General features: G+C 60.3%; 26 protein-coding genes and 1 pseudogene. 11 read left to right on the top strand and 16 right to left on the bottom strand.

The features are described from left to right. The first annotated feature begins 21 nt into the window (after nt 1–21). Both MTX36_RS25340 and MTX36_RS25335 read left to right on the top strand, forming a co-directional pair. The gene (locus MTX36_RS25340) at nt 22–387 is read left to right on the top strand and encodes a RidA family protein (protein WP_243622386.1); all 366 of its coding nucleotides are present in this window, start codon (nt 22–24) and stop codon (nt 385–387) included. Nucleotides 388–405: 18 nt separating this feature from the next. Next, entirely contained in the window at nt 406–1095 is a 690-nt protein-coding gene (locus MTX36_RS25335; RefSeq protein WP_243622385.1) for a YoaK family protein, read from the top strand. Between the two features lie 191 nt (nt 1096–1286). On the opposite strand, the gene MTX36_RS30320 is transcribed toward MTX36_RS25335, so the two are convergent. Continuing rightward, complete coding sequence (locus MTX36_RS30320; RefSeq protein ID WP_308198253.1) at nt 1287–1796, bottom strand: O-acetyl-ADP-ribose deacetylase; 510 nt, start codon at nt 1794–1796, stop codon at nt 1287–1289. A 570-nt stretch (nt 1797–2366) separates the two neighbouring features. After that, nucleotides 2367–3209, bottom strand: a pseudogene (locus tag MTX36_RS30315) (ADP-ribosylglycohydrolase family protein); the annotation flags it as partial. A 60-nt stretch (nt 3210–3269) separates the two neighbouring features. Here MTX36_RS30315 and MTX36_RS25325 point away from each other — a divergent pair. After that, nucleotides 3270–3941 carry an NUDIX hydrolase gene (locus MTX36_RS25325; RefSeq protein ID WP_243622383.1) on the top strand — a complete coding sequence of 224 codons (672 nt, stop codon included), beginning with the start codon at nt 3270–3272 and terminating at the stop codon, nt 3939–3941. A gap of 81 nt (nt 3942–4022) precedes the next feature. Here the strand turns inward: MTX36_RS25325 and MTX36_RS25320 are convergent, their stop codons facing one another. Next, nucleotides 4023–5279: an SMP-30/gluconolactonase/LRE family protein gene (locus MTX36_RS25320; protein ID WP_243622382.1), complete on the bottom strand. Its 1257-nt coding sequence runs from the start codon at nt 5277–5279 to the stop codon at nt 4023–4025. Between the two features lie 395 nt (nt 5280–5674). Between MTX36_RS25320 and MTX36_RS25315 the strand changes: the two genes are divergently transcribed. Both MTX36_RS25315 and MTX36_RS25310 read left to right on the top strand, forming a co-directional pair. Further along, entirely contained in the window at nt 5675–6820 is a 1146-nt protein-coding gene (locus tag MTX36_RS25315; protein WP_243622381.1) for a dihydrodipicolinate reductase, read from the top strand. Next, the gene (locus tag MTX36_RS25310) at nt 6801–7286 is read left to right on the top strand and encodes a carboxymuconolactone decarboxylase family protein (RefSeq protein ID WP_243622380.1); all 486 of its coding nucleotides are present in this window, start codon (nt 6801–6803) and stop codon (nt 7284–7286) included. Before MTX36_RS25315 ends, MTX36_RS25310 begins: the two co-directional genes overlap by 20 nt. On the opposite strand, the gene MTX36_RS25305 is transcribed toward MTX36_RS25310, so the two are convergent. From MTX36_RS25305 to MTX36_RS25280, 6 genes are read right to left on the bottom strand one after another with little or no spacing between them, the layout of a single operon-like run. Further along, the gene (locus MTX36_RS25305; protein ID WP_308198252.1) at nt 7283–8065 is read right to left on the bottom strand and encodes an SDR family NAD(P)-dependent oxidoreductase; all 783 of its coding nucleotides are present in this window, start codon (nt 8063–8065) and stop codon (nt 7283–7285) included. The two genes, MTX36_RS25310 and MTX36_RS25305, sit on opposite strands and share 4 nt — an antisense overlap. After that, nucleotides 8061–9806, bottom strand: a complete 1746-nt coding sequence (locus tag MTX36_RS25300) for an amidohydrolase family protein (RefSeq protein ID WP_243622405.1) — start codon at nt 9804–9806, stop codon at nt 8061–8063. Before MTX36_RS25300 ends, MTX36_RS25305 begins: the two co-directional genes overlap by 5 nt. Continuing rightward, complete coding sequence (locus tag MTX36_RS25295) at nt 9803–11464, bottom strand: class I adenylate-forming enzyme family protein (RefSeq protein ID WP_243622378.1); 1662 nt, start codon at nt 11462–11464, stop codon at nt 9803–9805. The genes MTX36_RS25300 and MTX36_RS25295 overlap by 4 nt, the downstream gene beginning before the upstream one ends. A 19-nt stretch (nt 11465–11483) precedes the next feature. Then, the gene (locus tag MTX36_RS25290; RefSeq protein WP_243622377.1) at nt 11484–12524 is read right to left on the bottom strand and encodes an NAD(P)-dependent alcohol dehydrogenase; all 1041 of its coding nucleotides are present in this window, start codon (nt 12522–12524) and stop codon (nt 11484–11486) included. Continuing rightward, on the bottom strand, nt 12521–13675 hold the full coding sequence (locus MTX36_RS25285; RefSeq protein WP_243622376.1) for a serine hydrolase: 1155 nt from the start codon (nt 13673–13675) through the stop codon (nt 12521–12523). The genes MTX36_RS25290 and MTX36_RS25285 overlap by 4 nt, the downstream gene beginning before the upstream one ends. Next, entirely contained in the window at nt 13672–15060 is a 1389-nt protein-coding gene (locus MTX36_RS25280; protein ID WP_243622375.1) for an NAD(P)/FAD-dependent oxidoreductase, read from the bottom strand. Before MTX36_RS25280 ends, MTX36_RS25285 begins: the two co-directional genes overlap by 4 nt. 164 nt (nt 15061–15224) lie before the next feature. Here MTX36_RS25280 and MTX36_RS25275 point away from each other — a divergent pair, with 164 nt between their 5' ends. Continuing rightward, nucleotides 15225–15875 carry a TetR/AcrR family transcriptional regulator gene (locus MTX36_RS25275; RefSeq protein ID WP_243622374.1) on the top strand — a complete coding sequence of 217 codons (651 nt, stop codon included), beginning with the start codon at nt 15225–15227 and terminating at the stop codon, nt 15873–15875. A gap of 40 nt (nt 15876–15915) precedes the next feature. Here the strand turns inward: MTX36_RS25275 and MTX36_RS25270 are convergent, their stop codons facing one another. From MTX36_RS25270 to MTX36_RS25260, 3 genes are all read right to left on the bottom strand, one after another. After that, nucleotides 15916–16962, bottom strand: a complete 1047-nt coding sequence (locus tag MTX36_RS25270; protein WP_243622373.1) for a ParB/Srx family N-terminal domain-containing protein — start codon at nt 16960–16962, stop codon at nt 15916–15918. Nucleotides 16963–17116: 154 nt separating this feature from the next. Then, entirely contained in the window at nt 17117–17719 is a 603-nt protein-coding gene (locus MTX36_RS25265; RefSeq protein WP_243622372.1) for a hypothetical protein, read from the bottom strand. Then, nucleotides 17716–18174: a hypothetical protein gene (locus tag MTX36_RS25260; protein ID WP_243622371.1), complete on the bottom strand. Its 459-nt coding sequence runs from the start codon at nt 18172–18174 to the stop codon at nt 17716–17718. The genes MTX36_RS25265 and MTX36_RS25260 overlap by 4 nt, the downstream gene beginning before the upstream one ends. Nucleotides 18175–18228: 54 nt before the next feature. On the opposite strand from MTX36_RS25260, the gene MTX36_RS25255 reads away from it, so the two are divergent. Both MTX36_RS25255 and MTX36_RS25250 read left to right on the top strand, forming a co-directional pair. Then, nucleotides 18229–18432, top strand: a complete 204-nt coding sequence (locus MTX36_RS25255) for a hypothetical protein (protein ID WP_243622406.1) — start codon at nt 18229–18231, stop codon at nt 18430–18432. After that, complete coding sequence (locus tag MTX36_RS25250; RefSeq protein ID WP_243622370.1) at nt 18429–19037, top strand: CHAP domain-containing protein; 609 nt, start codon at nt 18429–18431, stop codon at nt 19035–19037. The genes MTX36_RS25255 and MTX36_RS25250 overlap by 4 nt, the downstream gene beginning before the upstream one ends. Here MTX36_RS25250 and MTX36_RS25245 read toward each other — a convergent pair. Next, the gene (locus MTX36_RS25245; protein ID WP_243622369.1) at nt 19028–19789 is read right to left on the bottom strand and encodes an acyl-[acyl-carrier-protein] thioesterase; all 762 of its coding nucleotides are present in this window, start codon (nt 19787–19789) and stop codon (nt 19028–19030) included. The genes MTX36_RS25250 and MTX36_RS25245 overlap by 10 nt on opposite strands. 129 nt (nt 19790–19918) lie before the next feature. On the opposite strand from MTX36_RS25245, the gene MTX36_RS25240 reads away from it, so the two are divergent. Beyond that, a complete protein-coding gene (locus MTX36_RS25240) occupies nt 19919–20329 on the top strand; it encodes a hypothetical protein (RefSeq protein ID WP_243622368.1) in 411 nt (136 codons plus the stop codon). A 71-nt stretch (nt 20330–20400) separates the two neighbouring features. Here the strand turns inward: MTX36_RS25240 and MTX36_RS25235 are convergent, their stop codons facing one another. Both MTX36_RS25235 and MTX36_RS25230 read right to left on the bottom strand, forming a co-directional pair. Beyond that, nucleotides 20401–20613: a hypothetical protein gene (locus tag MTX36_RS25235; RefSeq protein ID WP_243622367.1), complete on the bottom strand. Its 213-nt coding sequence runs from the start codon at nt 20611–20613 to the stop codon at nt 20401–20403. A gap of 97 nt (nt 20614–20710) precedes the next feature. Further along, nucleotides 20711–22117, bottom strand: a complete 1407-nt coding sequence (locus MTX36_RS25230) for a DUF1254 domain-containing protein (protein WP_243622366.1) — start codon at nt 22115–22117, stop codon at nt 20711–20713. 165 nt (nt 22118–22282) lie between these two features. Between MTX36_RS25230 and MTX36_RS25225 the strand changes: the two genes are divergently transcribed. Together MTX36_RS25225 and MTX36_RS25220 are read left to right on the top strand one after the other, a co-directional pair. Then, entirely contained in the window at nt 22283–22942 is a 660-nt protein-coding gene (locus tag MTX36_RS25225; protein ID WP_243622365.1) for a GAP family protein, read from the top strand. Nucleotides 22943–23053: 111 nt separating this feature from the next. Then, entirely contained in the window at nt 23054–24745 is a 1692-nt protein-coding gene (locus MTX36_RS25220) for a SulP family inorganic anion transporter (protein WP_243622364.1), read from the top strand. Here MTX36_RS25220 and MTX36_RS25215 read toward each other — a convergent pair. Continuing rightward, on the bottom strand, nt 24734–25501 hold the full coding sequence (locus MTX36_RS25215; RefSeq protein ID WP_243622363.1) for a hypothetical protein: 768 nt from the start codon (nt 25499–25501) through the stop codon (nt 24734–24736). The two genes, MTX36_RS25220 and MTX36_RS25215, sit on opposite strands and share 12 nt — an antisense overlap. Nucleotides 25502–25531 lie beyond the last annotated feature (30 nt).

Here is a 25531-nt window from a genome sequence, read left to right as displayed (position 1 = left end):
GAGCACGAACGAGGAGTAGCAATGGATTTCATCCCGCCCGCCTTCGATACGCCGTTCTCCACGGGGGTTCGCGTCGGAGACATCTTGTATCTGTCCGGACAGATCGGGATGTTGCCGGACGGAACACTTGCCGAGGGATTCGAGCAGCAGGCACGCCAGACGATGGAGAATATTTCGGCGTCGTTGGTCGCGTACGGGTGGAGCATGGACGCAGTCTTCAAATGCACAGTCATGCTCGATGACATGTCGCGCTGGCAGGAGTTCAACAAGGTTTACCTGGAGTACTTCCCGGCGGGTCGGTTGCCGGCGAGAAGTGCGTTCGGCACCGATGGCTTGGCGCTGGGTGCCCACATGGAAGTGGAGTGCATGGCCTATACGCCCCAATAATGTGTCACGCTTTGTCAGGTGACGGGATACAGCAGATCACTGATCGGGCTCGCGATTGCTCTTGCCGGTCTGGCCGGGTACGTCGATGCGCTCGGATTCATCGTCCTGAGCGGACAGTTCGTATCCTTCATGAGCGGCAACATGACTCAGATGAGCGTCTCGATTTCCGAGGATCTATGGTCGGTGGCCAGCGTGCCGGCGGCAGTGATTGTGCTCTTCCTTGTCGGTACCGCACTCGGAACGGTCATTACCCATGTCACCGAACGCTTTTCGATACGAGCCCGCAAGGTGACGGTCTTGTCGGTGGTGACAACTCTGTTGGTCGTGGGTTCTGTCTTCAGCAGCTTCGGCATCACGCCGGGGGCGGTCACCGCGATGGCGTTGGCGATGGGTGCCGTTAACTCGGTGTTTCAGCGTGACGGTGAGGTGACGATCGGTGTCACCTATATGACGGGCGCTTTGGTGAAGATGGGCCAGCGACTGACCGGTGCATTTCTCGGTGGACCGCGGTGGGCGTGGCTGCAGCACTTCGGTATGTGTGCGGGGCTGATCGTGGGAGCGATTCTCGGCGCGTTGATGCACCGCTGGATCGGTGTCCATGCGCTCTGGCCGGCAGCGGTAGTTGCCGCCGGCCTGATCGAAGTCGCATGGCTGGTATCGCCGTCACCCAGTGCAGGTGAGAGACACCACATTGCACGTAACCATTAGTTACATATACTTGGTGTCGGCCGACAGGCTCAGAGTTCTCCATCTACATCAGAAAGAGGTGACGCATCATGAGCGTAGTCATCATCTCGTTGTTGGTCGCCGCCGGACTTACCGCACTGGTCGCCAGTGACGGCTCGGGTCTGGACTTCGGAAACCGGCAGTTGAGCCGGCGTATGCGGGCCCGCTAGCGCTCACGCAAGAACGCGCCGCATCAGGGCCGCAGACTCCTGGTTGTAGGCGACAAGAATGACGGATTCCACCTGGGTGTCCGCTGCACGGATGGCGGAAACCGCCTGCCGCACTGCATCTTCTTTCGGCCAGCCGTAAACGCCGGAGGAGATCAACGGAAATGCAACCGTCCGGGCGCCCAGGGAATCGGCAACCGCCAAGCTGCGCGTGTATGCGGAACGGAGCCGGGCCGAGAGGTCTTCGGTATCCGAGTAGCGCGGTCCGACGGTGTGGATCACGTTGCGGGCTTTCATCTTCCCCGCAGTCGTTGCTACGGCGGCACCCACCGGCAAGCCGTCGGGCAGGCTGGTGTTTCGAAGAACCTTGCAGGCTTCGAGGATTGCCGAACCTCCGGCGCGATGGATCGCTCCGTCGACTCCGCCGCCGCCGAGCAATCTCGAGTTGGCGGCATTGACGACGGCATCGACGTCGAGGGTGGTGATGTCGCCTTCGACGACGGTTATCGTGGGCATGGTTCCTCCGGTTGGTGTGACGGTTGTTGGTGTGACGGCGCTGTTCCAGAGTTCGACCTTCGGGCGTGCCCACGGCATGGCGGTACGCACATCGAGGGGGTTGCGTCCCAGCAGTACCGAGTACCGCGCAGCAATGGACGGCGTGCGACTGTGTGCCTGAACGCAGTGCAGCAGTACACGTTTGCCCTCTTCTCGCAGCGTCTTGACGGTCTGAGCGGCGTCGTTGATGACAAAATCGAGGTGCGCATTGGATTCGTGGCCGTCGTCGACCAGCCGGAACTCGATGTGTTCGGCACTGACTTGTTGAGTTCCCATGCGGCACAAGCTGACTACGGCGTCGTAGTGCGCAGTCGATACCGCATCCACTCCGCCGAGCAGGACACCGTCGTCGTGCGGATGTGTGGTCAGATGGTGAGTGCCGCTGAACCGTGAGTAGTCGAGTGTTTCGGTGGACGGCCAACCATTTCGATCGTCGGTGCCGCCGCGGGCAGTTTTGATCGCCAGACGAATCAGATCGGCGGAGGTGTAGCCGGGCCAGCCGTGCATGATGCGACGCCAGCGCGCCGGGACGGCCGATGCTCCCCATCGAGCGCCGAGCAGACCGCCGGCGATGGCAGCTGTGGTGTCGGTATCGCCACCGGCGCGGACGGCAGCTTCGAGGGCGCGCTGAAGGTGGCCTACGTCGCTGCTGTCGGTGGAGGTGATTGCCCACCATGCGGTTTGGAGTGCGTGGACCACCCAACCATTTTTGGAAAAGTTTCGTGGACTGCCTGTTTCAGCCTGATCGAGCAGGGGGCGCCAGTAGCCGGCGGCCTCGGTATCTGCGATGGACAGGTAATCGCGGACGCCGTCGAAGGTGCCGTGGAGGACTGCGTGTCTGATGGCGTGAGTCCACATCTGGCATGCCTGGCCGGCACGCAGATCGTCATGGGTGAGTGCGCTGATGCGCTGTGCGGCGTTGATTGCGCCGTCCGGGTCGTCGAGATAGGCGAGTGCAACGGGTGCGGTGCGCATGAGCGAACCGTTGCCGCCCTTGAGGCCGTCGACCGCCCGGGCACACTCTGTCATGGCGGATGCGCTGGTTGACCGTGCAGACAATACCGCCTGGGTCTGATTTCCGATGTCGGCTGGATCGGAGTTGTACCACCGAACAAACTGCGAGGCAATGGCATCCAGACCTTCATGGCCGCCGATGTCGATGCCAGTGGCCGCAACTTCGGCGATAGCGATGGCCATCGAGGTGTCGTCGGTCCATTCGCCGGGCGCCCACTTGAAGGGGCCGCCGCCGATCATATTGATGGTTGCCTTGGCGTTCGGGTACGTGAATTCGTATCCCGCGCCGAGGGCGTCGCCCGCTGCGGTGCCGAGCAGTACCCCCGCTGCGCGGTCGGACTGCAGTGCGGTCAGTTTCATGTTCGCCCCTTTGCTCAACTTTGAGTTAACAATAGATCATGTTTGAGCTAACATGCAAGAGTGGATGAATGGAAAGATTCGACTGGTCATGCCCTGACGGATTACCCCCGCCCGTCGATCGCCGTCGATGTGGCAGTGCTGACCTACTCGGATGCCGCACTGAAGGTGCTGGCAGTCCAGCATCGCCACGGAAAGCTGGCGCTACCCGGAACGTTTCTCCATGAACGTGAATTGCTCACTGCCGCAGCTGATCGCGCCTTGCAGGCAAAAGCAGACATGACGAATACGGAGTTTCATCAACTGGCTATCCTCGACAACCCCGACCGTGACGACAGAGGATGGGTGCTGTCGGTGGCGCATGCTGCCGCGATCCCGGAATCGGCGCTGCCCGCCGGTGCGATCCTGCTCAATGCGTACGGTGCCGACGATATGGCCTTCGACCACACCGAGATAGTCAGGCTTGCCGTCACCGACTTGCGGCACCGATATGCCGCCAATATCGATCCGGCCGGGTTCCTCGGGGGCACCTTCACGGTCCCTCAACTGCGGCAACTGTACGAGGTCGTCTTCGACCGCGAGCTGCAGAAGGACGGGTTCCGGCGTCATGTCATCGACTCATTGATCAGCACCGGAGAATATGCCCGAGCTGGCACAGGTCGTCCCGCCGAGACGTATCGCCGCAAACTCGGCGCGCCCCTTCCGACGCAGGCTTCGGTATTCCTGACCGGGTAGCGCTAACGACGATGGCCGCCCACCCCCAAAGGATGAGCGGCCACGATTCGATGCTGCAGCAGGCGGGTCAGGGCGCCGAGGTCACGACCCGAAAAGCTCGCCGAAGAAAGTCAGGGAACCTGTCACTGGACGTTCAGGCGCCGCAGCGACCGTGAGAGTGGCATCGAGAGTGACGGGACTTCCGAAGCCATTGGTGGCGGTGACAGTGAAGATGAATGTTCCTGCAGTGGTGGGTGTTCCGGATAGTTCTCCGGTTCTGCTGAGGGTGAGTCCGGCCGGGAGGTCTCCGCCGGTGACGGTGACTACGGGTGCGGGTTGCCCGGTCACGGAGAAGGCGTCACGGTAGGGCGTGCCGACGACACCGGCCGTCGGTTCGCCGGCGAGGGTGGGGGCGTCCTTTCCGATCGCGAGGACTGACACGTTCCCGTTCCTGGTGTCACCGAGGTAGGCGTAGGCGCCATCGGGGGTGATCGCAACCCCGCTCGGCCAATTGACACCAACGGGTGTGACTGAACGGGTGGCGGTGTCGATCACCGCGACCGAATTGTCGAAATACCGCGTGACGTACACGCGAGTTCCGTCGGGCGTGATCGCCACGTCGCTCGGACCCGGGCCGACTGAGATCGTATCGGTGACGACGTCGCGCTGGGTGTCAATCACCGAAACAGTGCCGGAGGAGAGATTCGCAACGTAGACGTCTGCGCCATCCGGAGTGATCGCCAGCCCGTTAGGGCTGCTGCCCAGATCACGGATAGTGGTGCTGACAGTGTTGGTTACAGTGTCGATCACCGAAACCGAGTTTCCGTAGGTGTTTGTCACGAACGCCTTGCTGCCGTCGGGTGTAATTGCCACGCTGTTCGAATAGTCACCGAGACCACTGATAGTTTCGATGACATTTTTGTTGGCCGTATCGATGACCGACACCGTGTCGGCGCCGGCATTTACGACGTAGGCTCTGGTTCCGGTTATCGCGACGCCGACCGGAGAATTGCCAACACCAATCGTGGCCACGACGGTATTTTTCTCGGTGTCGATCACCGACACATTGCTGCTGTTGATGTTGGTGACGTAAGCCTCAGCGCTATCCGAGGTGATCGCAACTCCTCGGGGATTTGTGCCGACACGAATATCCTTGGTGACGGCGTTGGTAGCGATGTCGATGACGGACACCGTGTTCGGAGTATTTCTGGTGACGTATGCCTGCTTGCCGTTCGGAGTAATTTCAATCCCGTGCGGGTCGCTACCGACCGAAATTTGGGTAACGACTGTATCGGCGTGCGCGGGCAGTGCTGACGAGATCATTACACCGGCTACGGACAACATTGCTGCGAACAACATTTGTGTCGTGTGGCGTATCTGCCCGGCGTGTACACCTGGCGGTGGGGTAAGAATCTTGTGCGACATTGAATGGACTCCCTTGATCGAATATGAATCGCCGACTGGGCAGTTGCCGAGATGCTGCGCGACTGGGCATCTGGATTCAACCGGGCTCACGCGTCAAGGCGACTGTAACGGACAAATCGCAAAATGTGTGACCGTTTGTAGCCGTCATTGCAGTTGGCCACTAATGTCCAGCTTTGCCGCTGGGTGCGGCATGCTCCTAAGTCGGTCCGATATGCACGGTCGTACTGATCGAGAGTTTCAATGGTGCAGCTGAATTGAGTGGTGTTCCTGACCGGGTAGTTCGCGCATTCGGCCGTGCGATGAACACCGGGCTGAGTAATGTCCGACTCATGGATGTCAGTGATGCCACGGCAGGTCTTGTTGGACGGATCCGAACCGTCGTCTGGGGGACCGGGAACGTCGGTCGCGCCTCGATTCGCGCAGTGGTCGCAAATCCTGCCCTCGAGTTGTCAGCGGTCATTGTCGCGAACCCCGACAAGGTCGGCCGAGACGCGGGGGATCTTGCTCAACTCGGATACCGCCTCGGCGTAGCCGCCACAGATAACGCCGACGCTGTGCTTGCTACCGCCCCCGGTGCGGTGGTCTACGCCGCGTCCGGGGATATACGGCCCGATGATGCGGTTGCGGACATCACGCGCGCGCTGACCGCCGGCGCGGTGGTGGTGACGCCGTCGGTGTATGCGCTCTACGACCACCGTTCGGCGCCACCTGAGGTACGCGAACCCGTCGAGGCTGCGGCCAAGGCCGGCGGCGGCGCACTGTTCGTCTCCGGTGTCGATCCCGGTTGGGGCAACGACATTCTGCCGGTACTCCTCACGGGGCTGGCGGGAACGATCGATCAGATCCGGTGCCAGGAAATTTTCGACTACACAACCTACGATCAACCCGATTCTGTTCGCTATCTGGTCGGTATGGGTCAACCCATGGACTACGAGCCCCCGATGGTGGCCCCCGGTGTGCCGACGATGGTGTGGGGCGGCCAGATTCGGCTCATGGCCCGGGCTTTGGGTGTTGAACTCGACGCAGTGCGTGAGACTCTGCTGCGTCGTGAACTCGATCAGAGCGTCACGACGGAGCAGATGGGTGAGTTTGCCGCCGGAACCCAGGGCGCGTTGCGCTTCGAAGTCCAGGGGATCGTCGACGGTAAGCCGCTCATCGTCATCGAACACGTCACGCGCATCCATCCGTCGTGTGCTCCGGACTGGCCGATGCCACCGGACGGCGGCGACGGAGCGCACAAGGTCATCATCGAAGGTCGCCCGCGCATCGAGATCAATGTCGAGGCGACCGATGAGGGCGGAAACCGTGCTGCCGGCGGAAACGCCACTGCGGTAGGGCGTCTCGTCAATGCCATCCCGTGGCTACGTGCCGCGAAGCCTGGCTTGTACGATGCGCTCGACGTTCCACTCACCGCTGGTGTCGGTAAACTCGGCGCCGAAACTTGGAGGACAGAGCATGAACATCGACATTCCTGAAGGCAAAGATCCTCTGGCCTATGTGTGGGGAGAGATGGTTCCGGGCATAGGTCCGGCGGCCGCTGCACTATCTCAAAATGTTTACAGCAAAAGCTCTTTCGGGCTTCGGGAGTTCGAGGCCGCACGTCTGCGTATCGCGCAGATCAACGGGTGCATCACGTGTCAGGACTGGCGAACGAAACGTGACGGCGAAATTGTGGAGTCCACTTTTGCCGAGGCCGTCACCGATTGGCGCACCACTGATGCCTTCGACGACAGAACCCGTTTGGCCGCGGAATACGCCGAGCGGTACGCCATCGATCATCACAACCTCGACGACGAGTTCTGGGAGCGCATGAGCGCCCACTACTCTCAGGCCGAAATCGTCGAACTGAGTATGTGCCTCGGATCGTGGTTGGCCTCAGGTCGGCTCAACCACGTCCTCGGCCTCGACATGGTGTGTGCATTGCCCAGCAGCGAAACTTAACTGCCGAGGGTTGTCAGATCGGGGTAGTTGGACACTTCCCATCCGCCGTCAACAACCAATGACGTTCCGGTGACATAGGTGGCGTCATCGCTCGCAAGGTAGAGACACGGGCCGGCAATTTCTTCGGGAGTTGCCGCCCGTGCCATGGGAATACGCGCGAGGAACATGTCTCGGGCGGGTTCGTACGCCATGACCGGTGCGACGAGAGGGGTGTCGACCAGGCCGGGCAGAACGGAATTGACGCGAATGCCGGCGCCCGCGAGTTCCACCGCAGCAGCCTTGCTGAACATTTCCACGCCCGCTTTGCCGGTGGAGTAGGGGCTACCGTACGGCATCGGAATGTGAGCGTTGAGCGAGGCGACATTGACAATGGCGCCGCCGCGGCCGTGCTCCTTGATGTGGCGCGCCTCGTGCTTGGTGCATAGGAATACGCCCTTCTGCACCAGATCGATCGTGAAGTCCCAATCCGCTTCGTCGAGATCGACAATGGGCCCGACCCTCGACGCACCGGCAACGTTGAATGCAATATCGATGCCACCGAATTCGGCTGCCGCGGCGGCGACGGCCGCAGCAACCTCGGATTCCTTGGTCACGTCGGCCGGGGCAGCAAAGAATGCACCGTCATGCTGTGTCGCCATCTCCTTGAGGGCGTCCTCGGCGACGTCGATACCGGCAACGCGCGCGCCTTCACTGATGAGACGCAAGGCAATTGCCGCGCCGATCCCTGAAGCCGCGCCGGTCACGACAGCGGTCTTGCCGGCAAACCTGGAAGTATTAATGTGCGCCTGCTTTCAAGAATTTTCCGATTCGACGGTTGCCGAGAACCGGTGCTGCTTCGCCTTCGCCGAAGGCATACTCGCCTCCGACAAATACTGCGGTGACGGTCTTGTCGTTCCGATTGACCATGCGAGAGAGATTGTCGAACTCCGCGATCGGGCTTTCGGAGTAGCTGTCGAGTGAATCATCGAGGTGCGCGGGATCGATGACAACAAGATCGGCGCGGTCGCCCAGCCTCAGGTGGCCGGCGTCGACGCCGTACCAGTCGGCGAGTTCGCCGGTCAGCCGGTGTACTGCGGCCTCGACCGTCATGAACGGACGCCCGGCCAGTTCCGCGTCGTGTACCCGGCGGAGTAGGCGCAAACCGAAGTTGTAGAACGCCATATTGCGCAAATGTGCTCCGGCGTCGGAGAATCCGATCTGAACACCCTTGTCCTGGGCGAATTTGTCCAAGATCTCGGGCCGATGGTTGGAGATTGTCGTGCGCCAGCGGACCTTGGTGCCGTGTTCGAGAATCAGATCGAGAAAAGCGTCGACGGGGTGGGCGACGCCGCGTTCGACACCGACCTGTCCGAAAGTCTTACCGACTACCGAATCATCCGGGCACTCTACGATTTCGGCGTCGAAGAAGTCGCGGTGCCACACCTTGACGCCGAACTTCTGGTCGTAGTCCTTGCGGAACTGGCGACGGTATTCCTCGCTACGCAACATGATGTTGCGTTCCATCTCGTCCGTAAGGTGCAGTGCTGCGGCACCGGAACCGAATTCCTCGAAGACAACAAGGTCGATACCGTCGGCGTACACCTCGAATGGCACCGGCAGATGCTGCCACCTCAAGTCGCCACCGAGTCGATTAACCAGGTGCGCAAGAGGGCCGAGGATCGCCACTGCAAACTTGTTCGACTTGATGTCGGCTGCCGAGAGCATGCTGGTCTTGAGTCGCTTGCGCCAGATTCCCACACTGGTGAAGGCCATCGAACCGGTACTGAGAGGATTGGTGGGGTCGGGGCCGGCCTGCATCACCCGGCCTCGCTGACGCAGAATTGCATTGAGTCGCCGTCGTTCTTTCGGCTTGGCATACGTCGACGGCAGGGTACGCGAACGACAGGTTTCGCCGTCGAGTTTGTCGAACATCAGTTGCTGGGCCGACATTCCGACAAAGCCTGCGTCGAGCGCCTCGACCAATTGCCTTTCCATCGACGCCTGTTCGAGGGCGCTGGGCCGTACGTCTTTTCGGGTCGCCCGGTCGAGACCCATCTCTGCAGCGCGAATATCGGAGTGTCCGATGAAAGCAGCGACGTTGGGGCCCAGAGGAAGTGATTCGAGTGCGTCGACGTATTCCTGGGCCGACGTCCACGTTTTGACCCGGGCTAGCGCCTCGACGACGTGCTTGCGGGGAATGGCTTCGACTCGCCCGAACAGATCTCCGGCGTCGGAGGGGTCTACGTGAATGGTGGACAGGGAACATGATCCGAGGAAGATCGAGGTAACCCCGTGGCGCAGAGACTCACTCAGTGCGGGACTGTTCAGGATCTCGACGTCGTAGTGCGTGTGAATGTCGACGATTCCTGGGAGTACCCATTTGCCGCCGGCGTCGATGACTCGGGGACAACCGGTTTCGTCGAGTGATTCGGCCGAGACGGCGGCGACGCGGCCATTCCGGATGCCGAGGTTCCGAATCGCCGACGGTGCCCCGGTGCCGTCGAACCAGCGTCCGTTGTTGATCACGGCGTCGTAGATCATGAGATAGCCACCTTTGTGCGGATAGTCTTTCCGGTTGCGTTGCGAGGCAAGGGGGTAGTAGTGATCTGCCACTTGACTGGGACCTTGAAGTAGGCCAAACGTTCGCCGGCGAAGTCCCGCAATTCGTCTTCGGTCACGGCGTCCTCGGAATGTACGACCACCACGGCAGCCACTTCCTGCCCGAGATCGGGAGAATCGATGCCCAAGACGATGCATTCGAGTACGGCGGGATGCTCGTCGAGGCACTGTTCGATCTCGAGCGGATAGACATTTTCGCCACCGCGCAGGATCAGGTCGGATCGACGTCCGGTCAGTCGGAGTCGGCCGTCTTCGAGGACTCCGTAGTCTCCGGTCCGGAGCCAACGGTCGGGGCCGATGGCGGCGGCGGTGGCGGTTTCGTCGTTCCAGTAGCCGAGCATCACATAGGCGCTGCGAGCACAGATTTCGCCTTCCTCTCCATCCGGAAGGCTCACGCCGAAGGCATCGCGGATTTCCACACTCACTCCGATAACCGGGCGCCCCAGAGTTCCCGGGAACGCGGCGAGTTCCGGGGGCGTTGCAACGGAGATGCCGGTGGAGGATTCCGTGAGTCCGTAGCTGTCCACCAACGAGTGTTGCGCAAACGGCAAGTGCTCCCGGAGGCGATCCTGCAATGCCGGCGACGATGGAGCAGAGGCCAAAGCAAAGGCGCTCAGCGACGTCAGGTCGTACTTCCCGAGATTGCCATGCTCGAGGAGGCGACTTGCCATGGTGGGGACCACGGCCCAATTGGTGACCTTTTCTCGTTCGACGAGGCTGAGGACTTCGTCGACGTCGAAGGCGCCCTGATGGATGACTACGGCTCCACCGGTGGCCAGTCGCGGGATTGCGAGGTTGTGGAGGCTGGCGATGTGGAACAGCGGCGCGGTCAGCAGGTACCGCAGGTCACTCGGTCGATCGTCGATCGGCTGTCCGGTGAATGCAGCGGCCAGGCAATCGTTGAAGCGGTGGTAGTCGATGACGGCCAAGACATTTCGGTGAGTGTGGACAGCCCCCTTGGGTCGGCCACTGGTTCCACTCGTGTACAGGATGACGGCCGGGTCGTCCTCGTCGACAGCGGTATGCGGGAGTGGTGATCCCGAGTACTTCTCGAGTAGGGCGGGGAGATCCTCTTCCATCGTGATCACCGGAAAGTCGGTGTTCAACCCGGCAAGAATGTGTGCTCGCTTGGCATCGGCGATCACCACGGTGGGCGTCGTGTGTTCGATTCCGTACTCCACCTCACGCGCCACCCACCATGAGTTGAAGCCGACCGCGATGGCTCCGAGAGTTTGAGCAGCCCAGAACGCAATGACCCACTCCGGGGTGTTTGCGGCGAGGATGCCAACTCGGTCGCCCTTGCGTACTCCGTACTTGTCGCGGAGGGCGGTCGCCAAGGCTGCCACGGCCGCGCCGTGTTCGAGGTAGCTGAAGCGACGGTCTTTCGTCACCAGATAGTCACGAGATCCGTAGTCGAGTGAGGCCTCGAGTACGGCGCCCAATGACTTGTCACGGTTCTTCATGACAGGCATCGAACTACCCAGGACATCCTCGATGCCCATTTCGAAACGTCCTCCGGGGCCGGTGAGTCCGGCCAGAACAGACGCGATGAATGCTTGTGTATCAGCGGGGGTGGTCACGTGAAGCACCTTTCGAGGATTAGGGTACGAGCACTGCGCGTCCGGTGATCTTGCCGTGTTCGAGACGGTCGAGAGCGTCGCGAGCATCGGCGAGATCGAATCGGGCGACTTCTACCGTTACCAGACCGGCCTGTGCCAGGGCGATGGAATCGACCAGATCGTTCCTGGTGCCACCGTAAGATTTTCGGATCGATGCTCCCCACGGCCAGCCCGGCCCGCCGGCAGCCTCAGTGGTAATTCCGGGACTTCCGCCGCCGAGACCGACCATGCGGTAGGCGCCGTTCGGGGCGACGGCTTCGACGGACATCTGCGCGGTGGCGTCGATACCGACGAAGTCGAAGACGGTTTCTGCACCTCGGCCTGAAGTCAGGTCGAGGATCTGCTTCGCTGTGTCCGGTCCAGACTCGAGCGCGATATCTGCTCCGCATCGCTTGGCAAGATCCAATTGATCCTGTCCGACATCGACTGCAATGATGCGTACAGCACTGCTCGCCCGAAGTATCTGCACCGCAACGTGGCCCAGGCCGCCGATGCCGATCACCACAGCAGTGGTGCCCGGCTGCAAGTGTTCACGAGCGCCGCGGATTGCGTGGTAACTGGTCAGTGCGGCGTCGGCGAGTGGTGCGGCCTGGAGGAAATCGAGATCTCCGATCGGGACAAAGGAGCGGGCCGGGATTTTCACGTACTCGGCCATTCCGCCTTCGGGGCCCAGACCGGGGCAGGGCGGCATCGCGGTGCGTCCGGCAGCCAGACACATGTTTTCGTTGCCGCTCATACACTCTCGACATTGTCCGCATGACCAGCACAGGTATACGACGCCACGCTCGCCGACGGTCCGGCCGTCGACATTACTGCCGACAGCTTCGATGGTGCCGGCGATCTCGTGGCCGATGGTCAGCGGTTCTTCTCGCATCTTGTACGGGAAGTGGAGGAGATGAAGGTCGGAGTGGCAGATTCCGGCCGCGCCCACCCGGATGAGGATTTCCGACGGGCCGATCTCGGGGATCGGTACGTCGTTGATCTCGAGGACACCCGGTCCCATGAGTTGAGCTGCTTTCACGACGCAACCTCACTTACTGCGGAATTGTAGGCAGCGCTCAGGTAAGCGTTGCTGCGGTCAGAACCGATCAGGCCCGGTGCCATCTTGTTCATGACATAGGCGAAGGTCATCCGTCGGTCCAGATCGTTGACGAGCATCGAACCACCGATCCCGGCCCACCAGCATGAACGACCCGCGGGTACGAGCGGCGCGGTGTCGGGGTGGGGTAGTCCGTAGCCGATGCCGAATTTCAGCGGAGTCATGATCGCGAGGTCGAGGCCGTCGGCTTGAATCTCGAAAATCAGGTCGATCGTGCTCTGGGAGAGCAACTTCTTGCCGTCGAGTTCGCCGCCGTTGGAGATCAGTGACTGGATTCGGGCGATGGAGCGCGCGTTTCCGTGACCGTTGGCTCCACCGATTTCGGCTTCCCGCCACGGCGCGGTATTGACCTTGGGGTAGTCGAGCAGGGGGCAGGTCAGGGTCTTGATGAAGATGCTGTCCTGATCGAGTGTGGACAAATCGAATTCGAGCTCGGGCGGCGGAACCAGTGTGGCGATTCGGCCGAAATCCTTTGCGGATGTGCCGATTTGGTAGTCCGCGCCCAACGGTCCGGCGAGTTCCTCCGCGAAGAACCTGCCGAGGGTGCGTCCATCGATCCGGCGGATCACTTCACTGATCAGGTGGCCGTAGTTGATGGCGTGATAGCCCGACGCCGTTCCCGGTGGCCACCAGGGGGCCTGAGTTGCGAGTCGCGCGCTGGAAGCCTCGAGATCGTAAAGGTCCTCCAGTTCGATCGGACGTTCCCAGCCGGAGACTCCGGAGGTGTGGGAGAGCAGGTGTCGAACCTCGATGTCGGCCTTACCGTTTGCCGCAAATTCGGGCCAGTAATGAGCCACCTTCTGGTAGACGTCCAGTTGGCCACGCTCGACGAGAAGCAACGCCGAGAGTGCTGCCATTGTCTTGGTGATGGAGAAGGTGTTGACGATGGTGTCGGAACCCCAAGGAGTGGTCCGTGATTCGTCGGCGTAGCCGCCCCAGATATCGACGACAGGCTTACCGTCGACGGTGATGGCGATGGACCCGCCCAGCTCCTCGCCGGATGCGAGTTGCGCTTCGAAAGCGTTGTAAACAGCTTCGAACTCGTTGTCGCAGTGACCGTTCACCAGGCTCATGCGCGCTCCGCTTTCTCGAGTTCGTGCGCTGCGGCGCGGGCTGCAATGGGCAGCTTGTTGCCCGAGGCATCAGCGCGCTTGGCGCCCTTGGCGATTTCCTTGTTCATGTCGCGAACGTAGGGATCGAACTCGACCTGAATGGTGTGGCGGGCGGACTTGTAATAGGGGGCGAGGAAGTATGCCTCGTCGGCCTTGGTGATGTCCTGCATCTCGCTCGGTGACGGCAGCTGGTATCGGCCGGTCAGGTACGCCGCGACGAGTTTGCTCTGCTGCTCGGCAAAGTTGACGAGTGTCGGCATCGGTTGTGCGAGACCCATGTAGAAGAGGTTGTCGATTCCGGGCTTCATCATGCGCTTGAAGAGGGGGAGCTTGTTGTCCTTGTCCGGCACCAACTTCGAGTCACTGAAGAAGGGGAAGGTGATGTTGTATCCGGTTGCGCAGACGATGACGTCCACGTCCTCGGCGGTGCCGTCCGCGAAACGAACTTGCTTGCCTTCGAGTTTGGTGATCGCCGGCTTGAAGGAGATATCGCCTGCTCCGGCGCGTCCCAGGAACTCGCCGCTTGCCGAGGGATGGGCTTCGAAGGGGCGATGGTCGGGCTTCGGTAGGCCGTAGCCTTCCATCGTTCCGAGATTTTTGCCGAGGAATCGGCGACTCAGGAATAGGCGCAAACCGCGCGGCATCCAGGGCGGGGTGATCAATTTGTCGCCGGGCACGCCGTTCAGGTACTTCGGCAGCACCCACACTCCGCGTCGGGCTGACACGGTGAGCTTTTCGGCGAGGTATCGCTGGCCCAGTTCGGAAGCAATGTCCAAGCCGGAGTTGCCCATACCGACGACGACAACCTTCTTGCCGCGCATGTCGATCGGGTCGAAGGGGTCATTGTACGAGTGGCTGTGCATGAGGACGCCGTCGAACTCGCCCGGGTAGTCCGGGATGTTGGGGTCCCAGTGGTGTCCGTTGCAGACCATCAGTACGTCGTAGGTTCGGACTTCTCCGTCCGAGCGGGTGATGGTCCACAGTCCGTCCGCATCACGCTCCGCTGCAACGACGCTGGTGTTGAAGATGATCGACTCGCGCAGGCCGAAGTGCTCGACGTAGTCCTTGAAGTACTGGAAGAGCTCGGAGTGGTGGGGAAAATCTGGCAGGTCGGCGGAGACGGGGAAGTCCTCGAACGCCAGTCGCCACTTCGATGTGTCGATGTGGAGGCTCTGGTAGCACGCGGACATTCCGTTGGGATTCTTGTAGTACCAGTTTCCGCCGACCTCGTCGGATGCTTCGTAGCAGTCGAAGGGGATCCCGTATTCCTTCATCCGCTTGGCGGTGGTGATTCCGGTGGGACCTGCGCCGATGATGCAGACTCTCGGCAACTTTGTGGGGCTCATTGGCCATCGCTTTCTCTTCTGTTCCGGGCATGCGGTCGAAAGCGGCGCCCGAAAAGTGACTTGAGTCATAGTGCATCATTGACTGACGCTGTGTCAATGAGTGACGCTATGTTGGTCGATGACATCAAGTCGGCGATTTGCCACTCCGGCGGAATTCAACAAAGGTGGGCATTGTGAGTACGGCAACTGAGGGCTCGAAAGGCAAACGCGGAACGCTGCGCGACGAGCAGAAACGCGCGACACGGGCCAAGCTCGTGGACGCGGCACGAACCTTGTTCGAGGAGCGTGGATACGCAGCGGTGACGGTTGATGACATCGCCTCCGTAGTGGGATGCAGCCGGGCCACGTTTTACGTGCATTTCCCCAGCCGGGTTGAAATGCTGAAAACGATCGGCGCGGCCGGCATGGCCACCAGTGCGTTGGCGTCCTACATGGATCTCGATGAGGTGCTGGACTCGGGTTCGCGCGCAGAATTTACTGCTTGGCTCGAGCAGTCCTTCGATTGGTTCGACGAGAACAAGCGGTTGTTGCCCGCCTGGGACGAGGCTGTGGCGCTCGAACCCGAATTTCGGATCACCGCCCGCGACGGGATTAGTGGGCTACCGGATGCAATGCCGAAATATCTGGCACGGTGGCCGGCCGACAAGCAGGACGAGGCTCGGTTACGGGTCGAATTGCTTGTCACTCAGCTCGAACGATTTTTCACCCGCTGGGCGGTGCAGGGAACCATCGACGTGACCCGCGCTCAAGCGGCCGAGGTACTGACGGACATCTGGTTCCCCGCGTTGTACAGAAATCCGCCCGCCCCGCAGTAGCGGTGACGAGCGGATCGATGAGCGTATGTAGTTCGAGCCGTCAGAGGCTGGACTTGTACTCCAACGCATAGGCAATCTTGCCCGGCTTCTCGTCCGAGTAGGGCTTGGAAAGTTTGGCGAATTCTCCCTTGCCTTCGGCTTTTCCGTCGTTCCAGGTTGTCAGTACGCCCAGATCTGTTGCGGTGAAACCACTGCCGACGACCGCATCTCCGGCCAATGCCGTTTGGGCCTTGGTGACAGCCTTGACGGTATTCAGGTAGCTCGCGGCGTCGCTGCTGTTCCAGCCGGTGAGGTCAACGGGAGCGGTGTCGCGCACCCAGGCTCCCCAGTAAAATTCTTGGAAAGGGATTGAGCCGGAGGCGAATCCGATGTCGCGGGCGAAGTACAGGAGGCTCCGGTACTTGTCGTCGGCGAAGTTGGCCAGGCCCACTCCTTTGGGGAGTGACTGCACCGAAACCGGATTTCCGTCGACGTCACGCGCCCATACCCACTTGTTCTTCTCCATCTCGGCCCAGAATGCCGACTCGCTCAGATTGCTGAGGTTGTCGAGGACTCGGAGGCGAACATGCGTCTCGGGCCCACCGTCCGGGGTCTCGTAGAACGAGGTAAGAGTGTGGTGGCCGTCGGTTAGGTACAGTTCCCCGCGAGGTCCTACGACGACGGTTTTCATCGGTGCGATGCTGTCAGTGGTTTCTTGTCCCACGGGAAGCTCACAGGTGAAGGATGCGGGATCTTTCAGCGTTGATGTTTCGGAAGCTGTTGTGGCCCGGACCTGTCCGTTGGCCTCGCACCAGTCGTCGAACTTCTTGTTGACGGCGTCTTTTCCGAGTGTGTATCGCCCGAGTTTGTAGTACACCTCGTCGTATCCGAGGGAAGGCTGCGTGGCATGAACGTCGCCGATGCGGACGTCGAGAAGATCACCTTCCTTGGCGCACAGGTACTCCGAGCCGCCGAGTGAACCCGAGAACGACCCGGTCGAGACTCCGCACGTCGCCGGCGCACTGGATGCAATGGCTGGAGTTCCCGCCACTGTTCCGGCGCCGAGCAGAATCAGTGTTGTGAGGGTGGAGAGGGCGGTACGACGCATGACAGAAGACTCCTGGTGAGTGCGGCTCCAAGGTGAAACGGCTTGGGTCACAATCGCTCAGGGCGATTTCTTGTTGAGAGACAATAGATTTCCAGGCGGTGGACTTCACGTGAACTTGTATTGCGTCCACGGCTGTCAGTTCTGTGGCCGTCGATCACTGCAGGCCGGCGACCCACCCGGCAAAGATGTCATTGAAGACGTCATCCTCGCAGGCGTGCGAGGTGTGCGGAAATGCGCAGTCCGGGTAGCCCGCAACAATATCGGACAGGTCGGCACCACAACACTGTGCCAAGAGTCCACGAAGCAGATCGGCCACCGACCAATTTTCGACAAGCGACCTCGGCGCACCCTCGTCCTCGTAGACACTCACGAGATCGTGGACATACCAGGACAACTCTTCTGCGACTATCGCATCCGGATTGAACTCCAGCGCACGGTCGAGAGCTTCGCGCAGCATCGCGTGGGGATCTTCTTGGCCGCGAAGAAGAATGGCGATATCGGCGGGCGCCTTCTGCATGATGAACATCCACGGCTTGCCATCGGGAAATACACCGCCCAATCCTGCGACATGAAACGGTAAGTGGCTGCTCAGAAAGTCCGCCTCGACGTCGACGTGCTGATCATCGCCGAGGTGGATGAAGTGGCCCGTCGCAATTTCGTCTCCCACGGCTTCGTCGGTCCAACTGTTGTTCCACAGGTCCGTCATCCGGCTACCTTCGGGGAAGTCGAGGAGTTCGAAGAGAAATCCCACGGTCATACCTCGCCGTCGAAGTGGTTGCTTGCCCGGCCGCTGAGTTGGCAGACCGATTGAGCGGACGCTGCAAGGACGACTCTGCTTGTCTCGAAGTTTAATTCGTCTCGTGCCGAGTCATCGGAATCAGCATCCTCGGAGAGTGAGAATTCAAGTTCCACCCGGAGGTCAGTGCTGGAACGGGCGGAGATTGCGAGTCCGAGGGTTTCATCGGTGAATACCGGCAGCGACTGCTCGGGATGGAAATCGGCGGCAGCGTGGAAGAAGAACGTTGCGAGGCGCTCGACAAATCCATCGCCGACGGGGCGGCCGAGATACTGGTTGTATTCGTCGGGACTCAGTAAACCCACGTCGAATACGAGGCTGGGGGCCTCGGTCCCGAGCGTCCGCGCCGGAACGGCATGGCTGCGCAGGAAGACTGCACCGCCACCATAGCCAGGTAAACGAAACCCGTTACGCATCTGATGTTCTCCTGTCGCCGGGACGTTCTGCCCACGGTAGGCCACGGTTCCGACATGCGTCGATGGAATGATCGGTCCAGGAGTGGTCTGTTGTATCCGCCGGTGGAACCGTACGAGTCCGGGATGCTTGATGTCGAGGACGGGCAATCCCTGTATTGGGAGACGATCGGGATCCCGACGGATGTCGGACATGGCGGTGGCGGTTTCGGCGCTGCAATGGTGGATCCGTTGACCGCGCTGGCACACTCGATGGGGTGAGTGAACTTCGTAGTCGGGAAATCCGCGGCCGGCGCAGAGTGGTGTTGTGGATTGCTGCTGCTCTGACGCTTGCTGTCGTCGCTGTAGGGATCGTCGTGGTGTGGATTGCGCCGTCCCGCTATCTGCCGTGGGATACCGCCGATTTTCCGGCCATCGATACCAGCGCATTATCGACCGATCAAATGACGGTGCTTCAGCTGCTGGAAGCCGAGCACGAGAAGGACCGTCCAGGTACCTACTATTCAGACGGTATCGACGAAGAATGGTGCGCCGACTTTGTCAGCTGGATCATGCGTGAAGCGGGCCGCCCACTGTCCAACCCTAATTCCGGGAGTTGGCGTATCCCGGGCGTATATACGCTGCAGGAGTACTACCAAGGCATCGGCGCCTACGCCGAGAACGATGGCGATTACACCCCCGATGTGGGTGATGTCGTGATCTACGACAGTTCGCGCTGGGTCGGTCAACATACCAATATCGTTGTAGCTGTTGATGGTGACAACGCAATTACTGTCGGCGGCAACGAGTTCGGAAAAGTGCGGGTTCACGACCTGGATTGGGCGTCGGATTCCGCAGTCGTCGGGTTCGGAAAGCTTCAGCCCTGACAGACTCGAGCGAGTGGAAACCAGCGCGCAGATGCACGAGTTTTCCCGTCCACATCGATGTCGAGGGTTCTGCCGTCAGCACGCTCGCACACAGTTACCTGCTCAGCTCGAGTGATGGGCTGTGAATACTCGACGATCGATCGAAATGGCTGCTCTCGCAGGTTCTTTCCCATTGCTTCTTCGACCGGCTGCCAGTAGACCGCGTTGTTCACGTGGTCGAATGGATCGAAATCGCTGGCGCGCAACGGGAAAGATCGTTCCGGCGCGTCACTCACTTCCGGGGTAATCCAGCGATGCCAGTGCAGGTGCTGATCAACGACAGTGGAGTCTAGTTCTCGAGTGAACCGTTCGCTTATCCGCGCGGGCATTCCGGTTTTCGGGTCGACGTTGATCCAGAAGCCTTCGGTTTCCACCAACCCTCCGTCGTCGGAGTCGATACGCACCCGCATGGAGCACCATTTGTGGGATATCCCGGTACACCAGCGTCGCAGTTGCACTCGATCAGGCCATCTGATCGGCCTGACTACATCGATCACTGTGCGGCGGACAACCCACGTCGGATGGATATCCAGCGCGTCGGACGCTATGAGGTTGTCGAAACCCACATCCTGAAGGTAGCGGGCGACTCCGTCCAGACGAAGGCGTCGATCGCTGTGGATATCGCCGGTGCGGACCGGCCAAGAAGCTTCGAAGATGTGTCCGGCATGAGGTAGCGGCGCCAATGGTGCGTGGTCCTCTAGGAGTCGATTCACACGATTGCCATACCCGGTCAGATTTCATTGAACCCCGGCGTATGCGGTTCATCCTCGACGGGTGATGTCTTCACCGGACCAGCACTCGAGACTGAGAACTGAAGTGCACTCTCGTCGAAAGGAACGCTCATGACTGCTCCACCGCGAGAACCCGCGGAGCACCCTGTCAAACAGGGCTTCGCGGTTGGTACGACGTTCGCAGCGGCAATTCTGCTGTTGACCGCCGGCATTGTTGCTTTGCTCCAGGGCATCGCGGCAGTTGCCGACAACAATCTGTTTGTCGTCGGAATCAACTACACCTACAAGTTCGATATTTCGACGTGGGGTTGGATTCATATCGTCCTGGGCATCATCGGAATTCTGGTGGCGCTGGGACTCTTCACCGGTGCAGTGTGGGCTCGTGCTTCGGCAATCGTGATTGCGTCAATCTCGATCATCGCGAATTTCCTGTGGCTGCCCTACTACCCGATGTGGTCGATCCTGGTGATTGCGCTTGACGTTGTGGTCATTTGGGCTGTTGCAACGTGGGATACCGCGTAGATCACTACGCGAACAAGCCTCTGGCCCCGACCGCTACGACGGTCGGGGCCAGGAGTCTGCACACATCTCGATCAGTCTGGCAGCCTGCGTAATTCGGCTACTGTCAAACCGAGTGAGTCGAGCCGGGCCATGATGCTCCGCATGGCGCTGTGATCGGCGACGGGTCCGTACAGGCTGGTGTACCCGCCGGCAGCGGGCGCTACGGCCAGTTCGGGGAAGGCTGCTATTACTCGGTCGGATACTTCGCCGTCGATGAGGAATTGGTAGCGAGTGGGAGCATTCATTCCTTGCACTCCTTCCTCATTGACGTACGTTGTATCCCAACAAGTTTCGCGCTCATTGCAAGGCAAAGCGTCATCCGATTCGGGTGAATGGCGGGGCCTAGCGGTCCTGCGGAGTTTCTTCGATCTCACCGGGTTGCCAACTCTTGTCGAACCACGGTTGAAGTGGGCCGTAGAGACGGATTATCGGAAACCAACTCTTGTCGGAGACGGTCTGAATCCAGTTCGCGTCCTTGCCTTCCGGCGCGCTCGGACCGAACCAGAGAACAAGTGAACCATCCTGTTCTTCGGCGACGGTCCCGCTCAAGCTCATGAGGCTCGGGTAAGGGTTGTCGGTTTGCAGAAGCGATCGGGTTTGAGTGTCGTAGATGTCGACTGACCAGAAGTTCTTGGCCGGCGGATTCGGGGGGAGCACCAACCGGTAGGTCTTGCCGCCGTCGAGGAGACGACCATTCGAGTCTTGAGCGGTGTATGTGTAAGCGGACCCGGTCCCGACCTGTGGGCTAGCCATCGCCGGGGTGATGACGGTGGCGCAATAGTGGAACAGAGTGCGTGCGTCCAGCAGTCGAGCGCCGTTGCGGAGAAATTCGTAGCTGCCACCGACAAACGCTTCTTTCCAGGATGCACCCTCGAACACAAGATTTTCCGGGGTCCGCGGAAAGAAAACCAGCGCACGGCTGATTCCTGCCGCTGTGGTTGCCGCCGTATCGAGGATCTTTTTCAGTCGTGTGTCCGGTGCAAAGGTGCGCCCGTGTTCGATGCCGATCCCGGCGAGTTGACCGGCGCGCTCGGGGTCGAGGGATCCCGCAGGCTCTTCCTGAACCAGTTCGTTGACCTCTTCGAAGAAGGAGAAGTCGTTCGAGTGCACCGTATTGACTACTTGGTCGGCAAGATTGACGAATGTCATCGCCGGCGGATCTTCCGCATCGGCCAAACGATAGACGCGAGTCGCTTTGATGGCTTCGATGCCTGCGAGTGCACGGAACACCACCCAGTTGGTGAAGGTCGCGGTCCGGTAGACGTAGTAGCCGTCGGGCTCGACGCCGTCGTAGCCGGGTGGCAGGAACAGATACTTTCCGCCCTCTCCCTTGTCCGGCCCGGCGATCCCCATATCCGTGACATAGCGGAACCAGAAATCATCGACGACGCACAGTGAGTCCGTCGGCGGCTCGATGACCACCGGGCCGTCGTGAAGATCGATGAACATTGTCCCATAGGCAGTTTCGGTATTCGGAGTGAGGAAGAAGCTGTTCGAATTCGCCCGAGGATCGGCGACGCCGAGAACGTTGAGTCCCTCGACACCGATACTGCGGAATCCGCGTCGCATAGCGACCAGGGATGCTCCCGGAACGGCATTGAGAAACACGTCGACGCCGCGTATGAAGTCCAGACCGTCGTACAGCGTGCGTGTGGTCTCAGGTAGAGGTACACCGTCGAAGAACTCGAATGTTCCGAGAGGCGTCGTTATCTGATCGGGGATTCCGATTCCCGCTGGGCTGTCGCTCATGCTGGCACTCCTATTCCGATGGTGAGTTCCAGCATCACTCGTGCGCATTGCAGACGCTTCACCTATCAGGGATGAATCTGTTGCGCTCACGACTTTCATCCCTTTCGTGTGAGGCCTGATCGCACGCCTCTACCTATTCTCTAGCGGGAGAGAGAAGAGGCACTCATGGGTTCTGTCATCGGCGATCTACTGCCACTTGCTGTGGGTGTTGCAGTTTCACCAATTCCCATCATCGCTGCCATTCTGATGCTGCTGTCGAAGCGGGCAGGCAGTACTAGTATTGGCTTCGCAGTGGGATGGGTGCTTGGAATCGTTGTCGCAACAGTGATATTCGTACTTCTGTCCAGTAGTTTGCAAAAATCCGACGACGAGCCATCAGTGGTTGTTTCATGGATCAAGCTCGTCTTGGGTGTGTTGCTTCTGGCCTTCGGCGTAGCGCAATGGCGCGGCCGCGGTGGTGAACATGCAACTCCCAAGTGGATGCAGGCCATCGACGATATGACGGCGGCCAAAGGATTCGGCCTCGGGTTTGCCTTGGCTGCGATCAATCCGAAGAACCTGATGATGTGTATCGCTGCCGGCATTTCAATCGGTTCAGCGGCACTGCCGACGGGTCAGGTAGTTGTTGCCATCGTGATTTACGCCGTCATCGCAGCGTCGACGGTGTGTGTGCCCGTGATCGGATATCTGGTTGCTGCAGATCGCCTGCGTGCACCGTTGGCCCAGTTGAAGGTTTGGCTTCAAGGCAACAATACGACTGTGATGAGCGTGCTGATCCTGGTCATCGGAGTGGTGTTGATCGGCAAGGGAATCGGGGGGCTTTGACCGAGAAGAGGCAAAGATCCGCACCTGGATCGCAACCAATACTCACCTGCTGAACGTCGGACTCCTCGTCTTGATCGCGGCGATGCAGATCAGTAAAGGAGTTCAAGGGCTATGAGTACTCCGCACTCTCGCAACTGGTGGGTATTCGGTTCGTTGGCCGACTATCAGCGATCGTGGCTTCGCCCGGACATAATTGCTGGTCTCACGGTGTGGGCCGTCCTGGTCCCGGAGGCATTGGCCTACGCCAGCATTGCGGGCGTTCCCCCGGTTATCGGACTGTATGCAGCAGTGCCGGCGCTCATCCTGTATGCCGCTGCGGGTAGTTCGCGCCACCTCATCGTCGGTCCGATGTCTGCGACCGCGGCATTGTCCGCTGCAATGATCGCTCCCCTTGCCGGAGGGGATGATTCACGGTTCCTCTCACTGTCCGTGGCGCTGGCGATAGTCACGGGGCTGGTCGGACTGTTCGCCGGATTCATACGGCTGGGGTTCATTGCGTCGTTCATCTCGGAGCCGGTACTCAAAGGTTTCATCGTCGGTCTGGCCCTGACCATCATCATCGGGCAGGTACCCAAGTTGCTCGGAGTGGAGAAAGGGGAAGGGAACTTCTTCGTTCAGGCCTGGTCGGTGGTGCGCGAGTTGGGCAACGTTGACGGTCTTACGGTATTCGTCGGATTACTCAGCTTGGCAGCTGTTTTGGCGGTCAAGCGCTGGCTACCATTGGTTCCGGGCTCACTGCTGGTTGTGTTGATGGGCATCGCTGCTGTCGCATTGTTCGGCCTCGACGATCGGGGAATCGACATCGTCGGGCACATCGATGCCGGTCTGCCGAGCGTCGGACTTCCGTCGGGGGTGCGGGCCGAGGACTATCTGGATTTGGTCGGGCCCGCGGTCGGTGTGTTGCTCATCGGCTTTGCCGAAGGCCTGGGCGCAGCAAAGACCTACGCAGCCAAGGCCGGATACACCGTAAACGCCAACCGGGAGCTGACCGGGTTGGGTGCTGCGAATCTGGGGGCGGGCCTCTGTTCGGGCATGGTTGTTAACGGAAGCCTCTCCAAGACAGCTGTCAACGGCGGGGCGGGCGCAAAGACTCAAGTCAGCGGCTTGGTGGTTGCGGTACTGACGGTGGTGACGCTGCTGTTTCTTACCGGGCTGTTCGAAAAGCTTCCGGAAGCGACGCTCTCGGCCGTGGTGATCGCCGCAGTGATAGAACTTGTCGACTTTTCTTCTCTCGCAGCGCTGTACCGGGTCTGGACAAGGCGATTGGGTAGCATCTACGGGTTGGCTGCTCGCGCAGATTTTGCCGCTGCCATTGCGGCGATGTTCGGCGTACTGCTCTTCGATACGTTGCCCGGGTTGATCATCGGGATCGCGGTATCGATGTTGCTGCTTCTCTACCGGGTGTCCAAGCCCCATGTGGCAGCACTGGCGAAGGAGGGCACGCGCTGGGTTGATATCAGCAGTCATCCGGAGTTGAAACCTGCCGACGGTGTGATCGTGGTCCGGGTGGAAGCGGGTTTGTTCTTTGCCAACGCAGACCATGTTCGGGATCAGATCGACGCCCTCGTTACCGAGGACACGAGCATGATCATCCTCGACGCCGAGACATCACCGTTCATCGATGTGAGCGGCGCTCAGATGTTGGCGCAGTTGCGCGACTCGTTGGAGCGCAAGAACATCACGTTCCGCGTGGCCCGTGATGTGGGGCAGTTTCGGGATGTTCTCGCGGGAGCTGCCGGCGGCGTGAAAGTTGACGTGTATCCGAGCGTCGCAGAAGCTATGGCAGATCCGTCACCCGCGTAACCAAATTCCCAACGGTCCATCGTCTTTGGCGACAGAGCTCACGATCACGCTCGCCACCACGATGATGCCGGAGAAAATGAACAGCCAACTGATGAGTGTGAACATCACACCGAGAAGGCCGAATTGGTTCTGAGAAGTATGGGTGATCCGGGGCAGGAAAAGGGTGCTGGCGACATGTAGGGCGCTGAGGCCTGTGGCAGTCAAAAGGCCGGAGCCGATACACATTCGGGTGGTCATCCGGTTGGCGGTCAGTAACATGGGCACCGCAGTCCAGGTCAGCGCCCCCACGACGTAGACGGACGCGAACTCGAGTAGGCGACCCGCTGCGGGAAATGTTTTCAACTGATGGCAGATCACCGCTGCGGCTACCGAAGTGGCGATCACGAGAACCACCGCCAGCCAGCGCCAGGCCTGTCGAAGTGTGGCAATCGGTACATGCCAGATTCGTCCGTACATTCGTCCCAACGCGCGGGCGTAGGACGTGGAACTCACCAGCAACATCAGTAGCCCGAGAACCCCGAAAGCTGCTGTGGTGCCGACACTCGCAGAATCGGTCGGCGGCAGGTCGATACCCAGATCGTCTCGGGCAGTCGCTGCGAGTGGTTGCAATCGTTGGAACGTCGATGCCGCAATCATCACCGGTAGCAGCGAGGTGAAGGCTTGCGCCGCGAGAGTCATTGCACTGTCTACCAACCCGACTTCGAGGACATCCAACGAGATTCGAGATGCCAGGCGTCGCCGCGCCGTGATGGTCACCCACACCTTCATACGGTCCCGCGTGTCGTT

This window comes from Rhodococcus sp. ARC_M6, from assembly GCF_022810305.1.
GTDB lineage: Bacteria > Actinomycetota > Actinomycetes > Mycobacteriales > Mycobacteriaceae > Rhodococcus_F.
Note: the sequence above shows the minus strand (reverse complement) of the source record. Positions and strands in the feature narration are given on the sequence as shown.

Excerpts from the sequence above, each read along its gene's own strand:
- MTX36_RS25340 (WP_243622386.1), top strand. The coding sequence starts at position 22 with ATGGATTTCATCCCGCCCGCCTTCGATACGCCGTTCTCCACGGGGGTT.
- MTX36_RS30320 (WP_308198253.1), bottom strand. The coding sequence starts at position 1,796 with ATGCCCACGATAACCGTCGTCGAAGGCGACATCACCACCCTCGACGTC.
- MTX36_RS25320 (WP_243622382.1), bottom strand. The coding sequence starts at position 5,279 with ATGTTGTTCGCAGCAATGTTGTCCGTAGCCGGTGTAATGATCTCGTCA.
- MTX36_RS25315 (WP_243622381.1), top strand. The coding sequence starts at position 5,675 with ATGGATGTCAGTGATGCCACGGCAGGTCTTGTTGGACGGATCCGAACC.
- MTX36_RS25310 (WP_243622380.1), top strand. The coding sequence starts at position 6,801 with ATGAACATCGACATTCCTGAAGGCAAAGATCCTCTGGCCTATGTGTGG.
- MTX36_RS25300 (WP_243622405.1), bottom strand. The coding sequence starts at position 9,806 with ATGATCTACGACGCCGTGATCAACAACGGACGCTGGTTCGACGGCACC.
- MTX36_RS25285 (WP_243622376.1), bottom strand. The coding sequence starts at position 13,675 with ATGAGCCTGGTGAACGGTCACTGCGACAACGAGTTCGAAGCTGTTTAC.
- MTX36_RS25280 (WP_243622375.1), bottom strand. The coding sequence starts at position 15,060 with ATGAGCCCCACAAAGTTGCCGAGAGTCTGCATCATCGGCGCAGGTCCC.
- MTX36_RS25270 (WP_243622373.1), bottom strand. The coding sequence starts at position 16,962 with ATGCGTCGTACCGCCCTCTCCACCCTCACAACACTGATTCTGCTCGGC.
- MTX36_RS25265 (WP_243622372.1), bottom strand. The coding sequence starts at position 17,719 with ATGACCGTGGGATTTCTCTTCGAACTCCTCGACTTCCCCGAAGGTAGC.
- MTX36_RS25260 (WP_243622371.1), bottom strand. The coding sequence starts at position 18,174 with ATGCGTAACGGGTTTCGTTTACCTGGCTATGGTGGCGGTGCAGTCTTC.
- MTX36_RS25255 (WP_243622406.1), top strand. The coding sequence starts at position 18,229 with ATGCGTCGATGGAATGATCGGTCCAGGAGTGGTCTGTTGTATCCGCCG.
- MTX36_RS25240 (WP_243622368.1), top strand. The coding sequence starts at position 19,919 with ATGACTGCTCCACCGCGAGAACCCGCGGAGCACCCTGTCAAACAGGGC.
- MTX36_RS25235 (WP_243622367.1), bottom strand. The coding sequence starts at position 20,613 with ATGAATGCTCCCACTCGCTACCAATTCCTCATCGACGGCGAAGTATCC.
- MTX36_RS25230 (WP_243622366.1), bottom strand. The coding sequence starts at position 22,117 with ATGAGCGACAGCCCAGCGGGAATCGGAATCCCCGATCAGATAACGACG.
- MTX36_RS25225 (WP_243622365.1), top strand. The coding sequence starts at position 22,283 with ATGGGTTCTGTCATCGGCGATCTACTGCCACTTGCTGTGGGTGTTGCA.
- MTX36_RS25220 (WP_243622364.1), top strand. The coding sequence starts at position 23,054 with ATGAGTACTCCGCACTCTCGCAACTGGTGGGTATTCGGTTCGTTGGCC.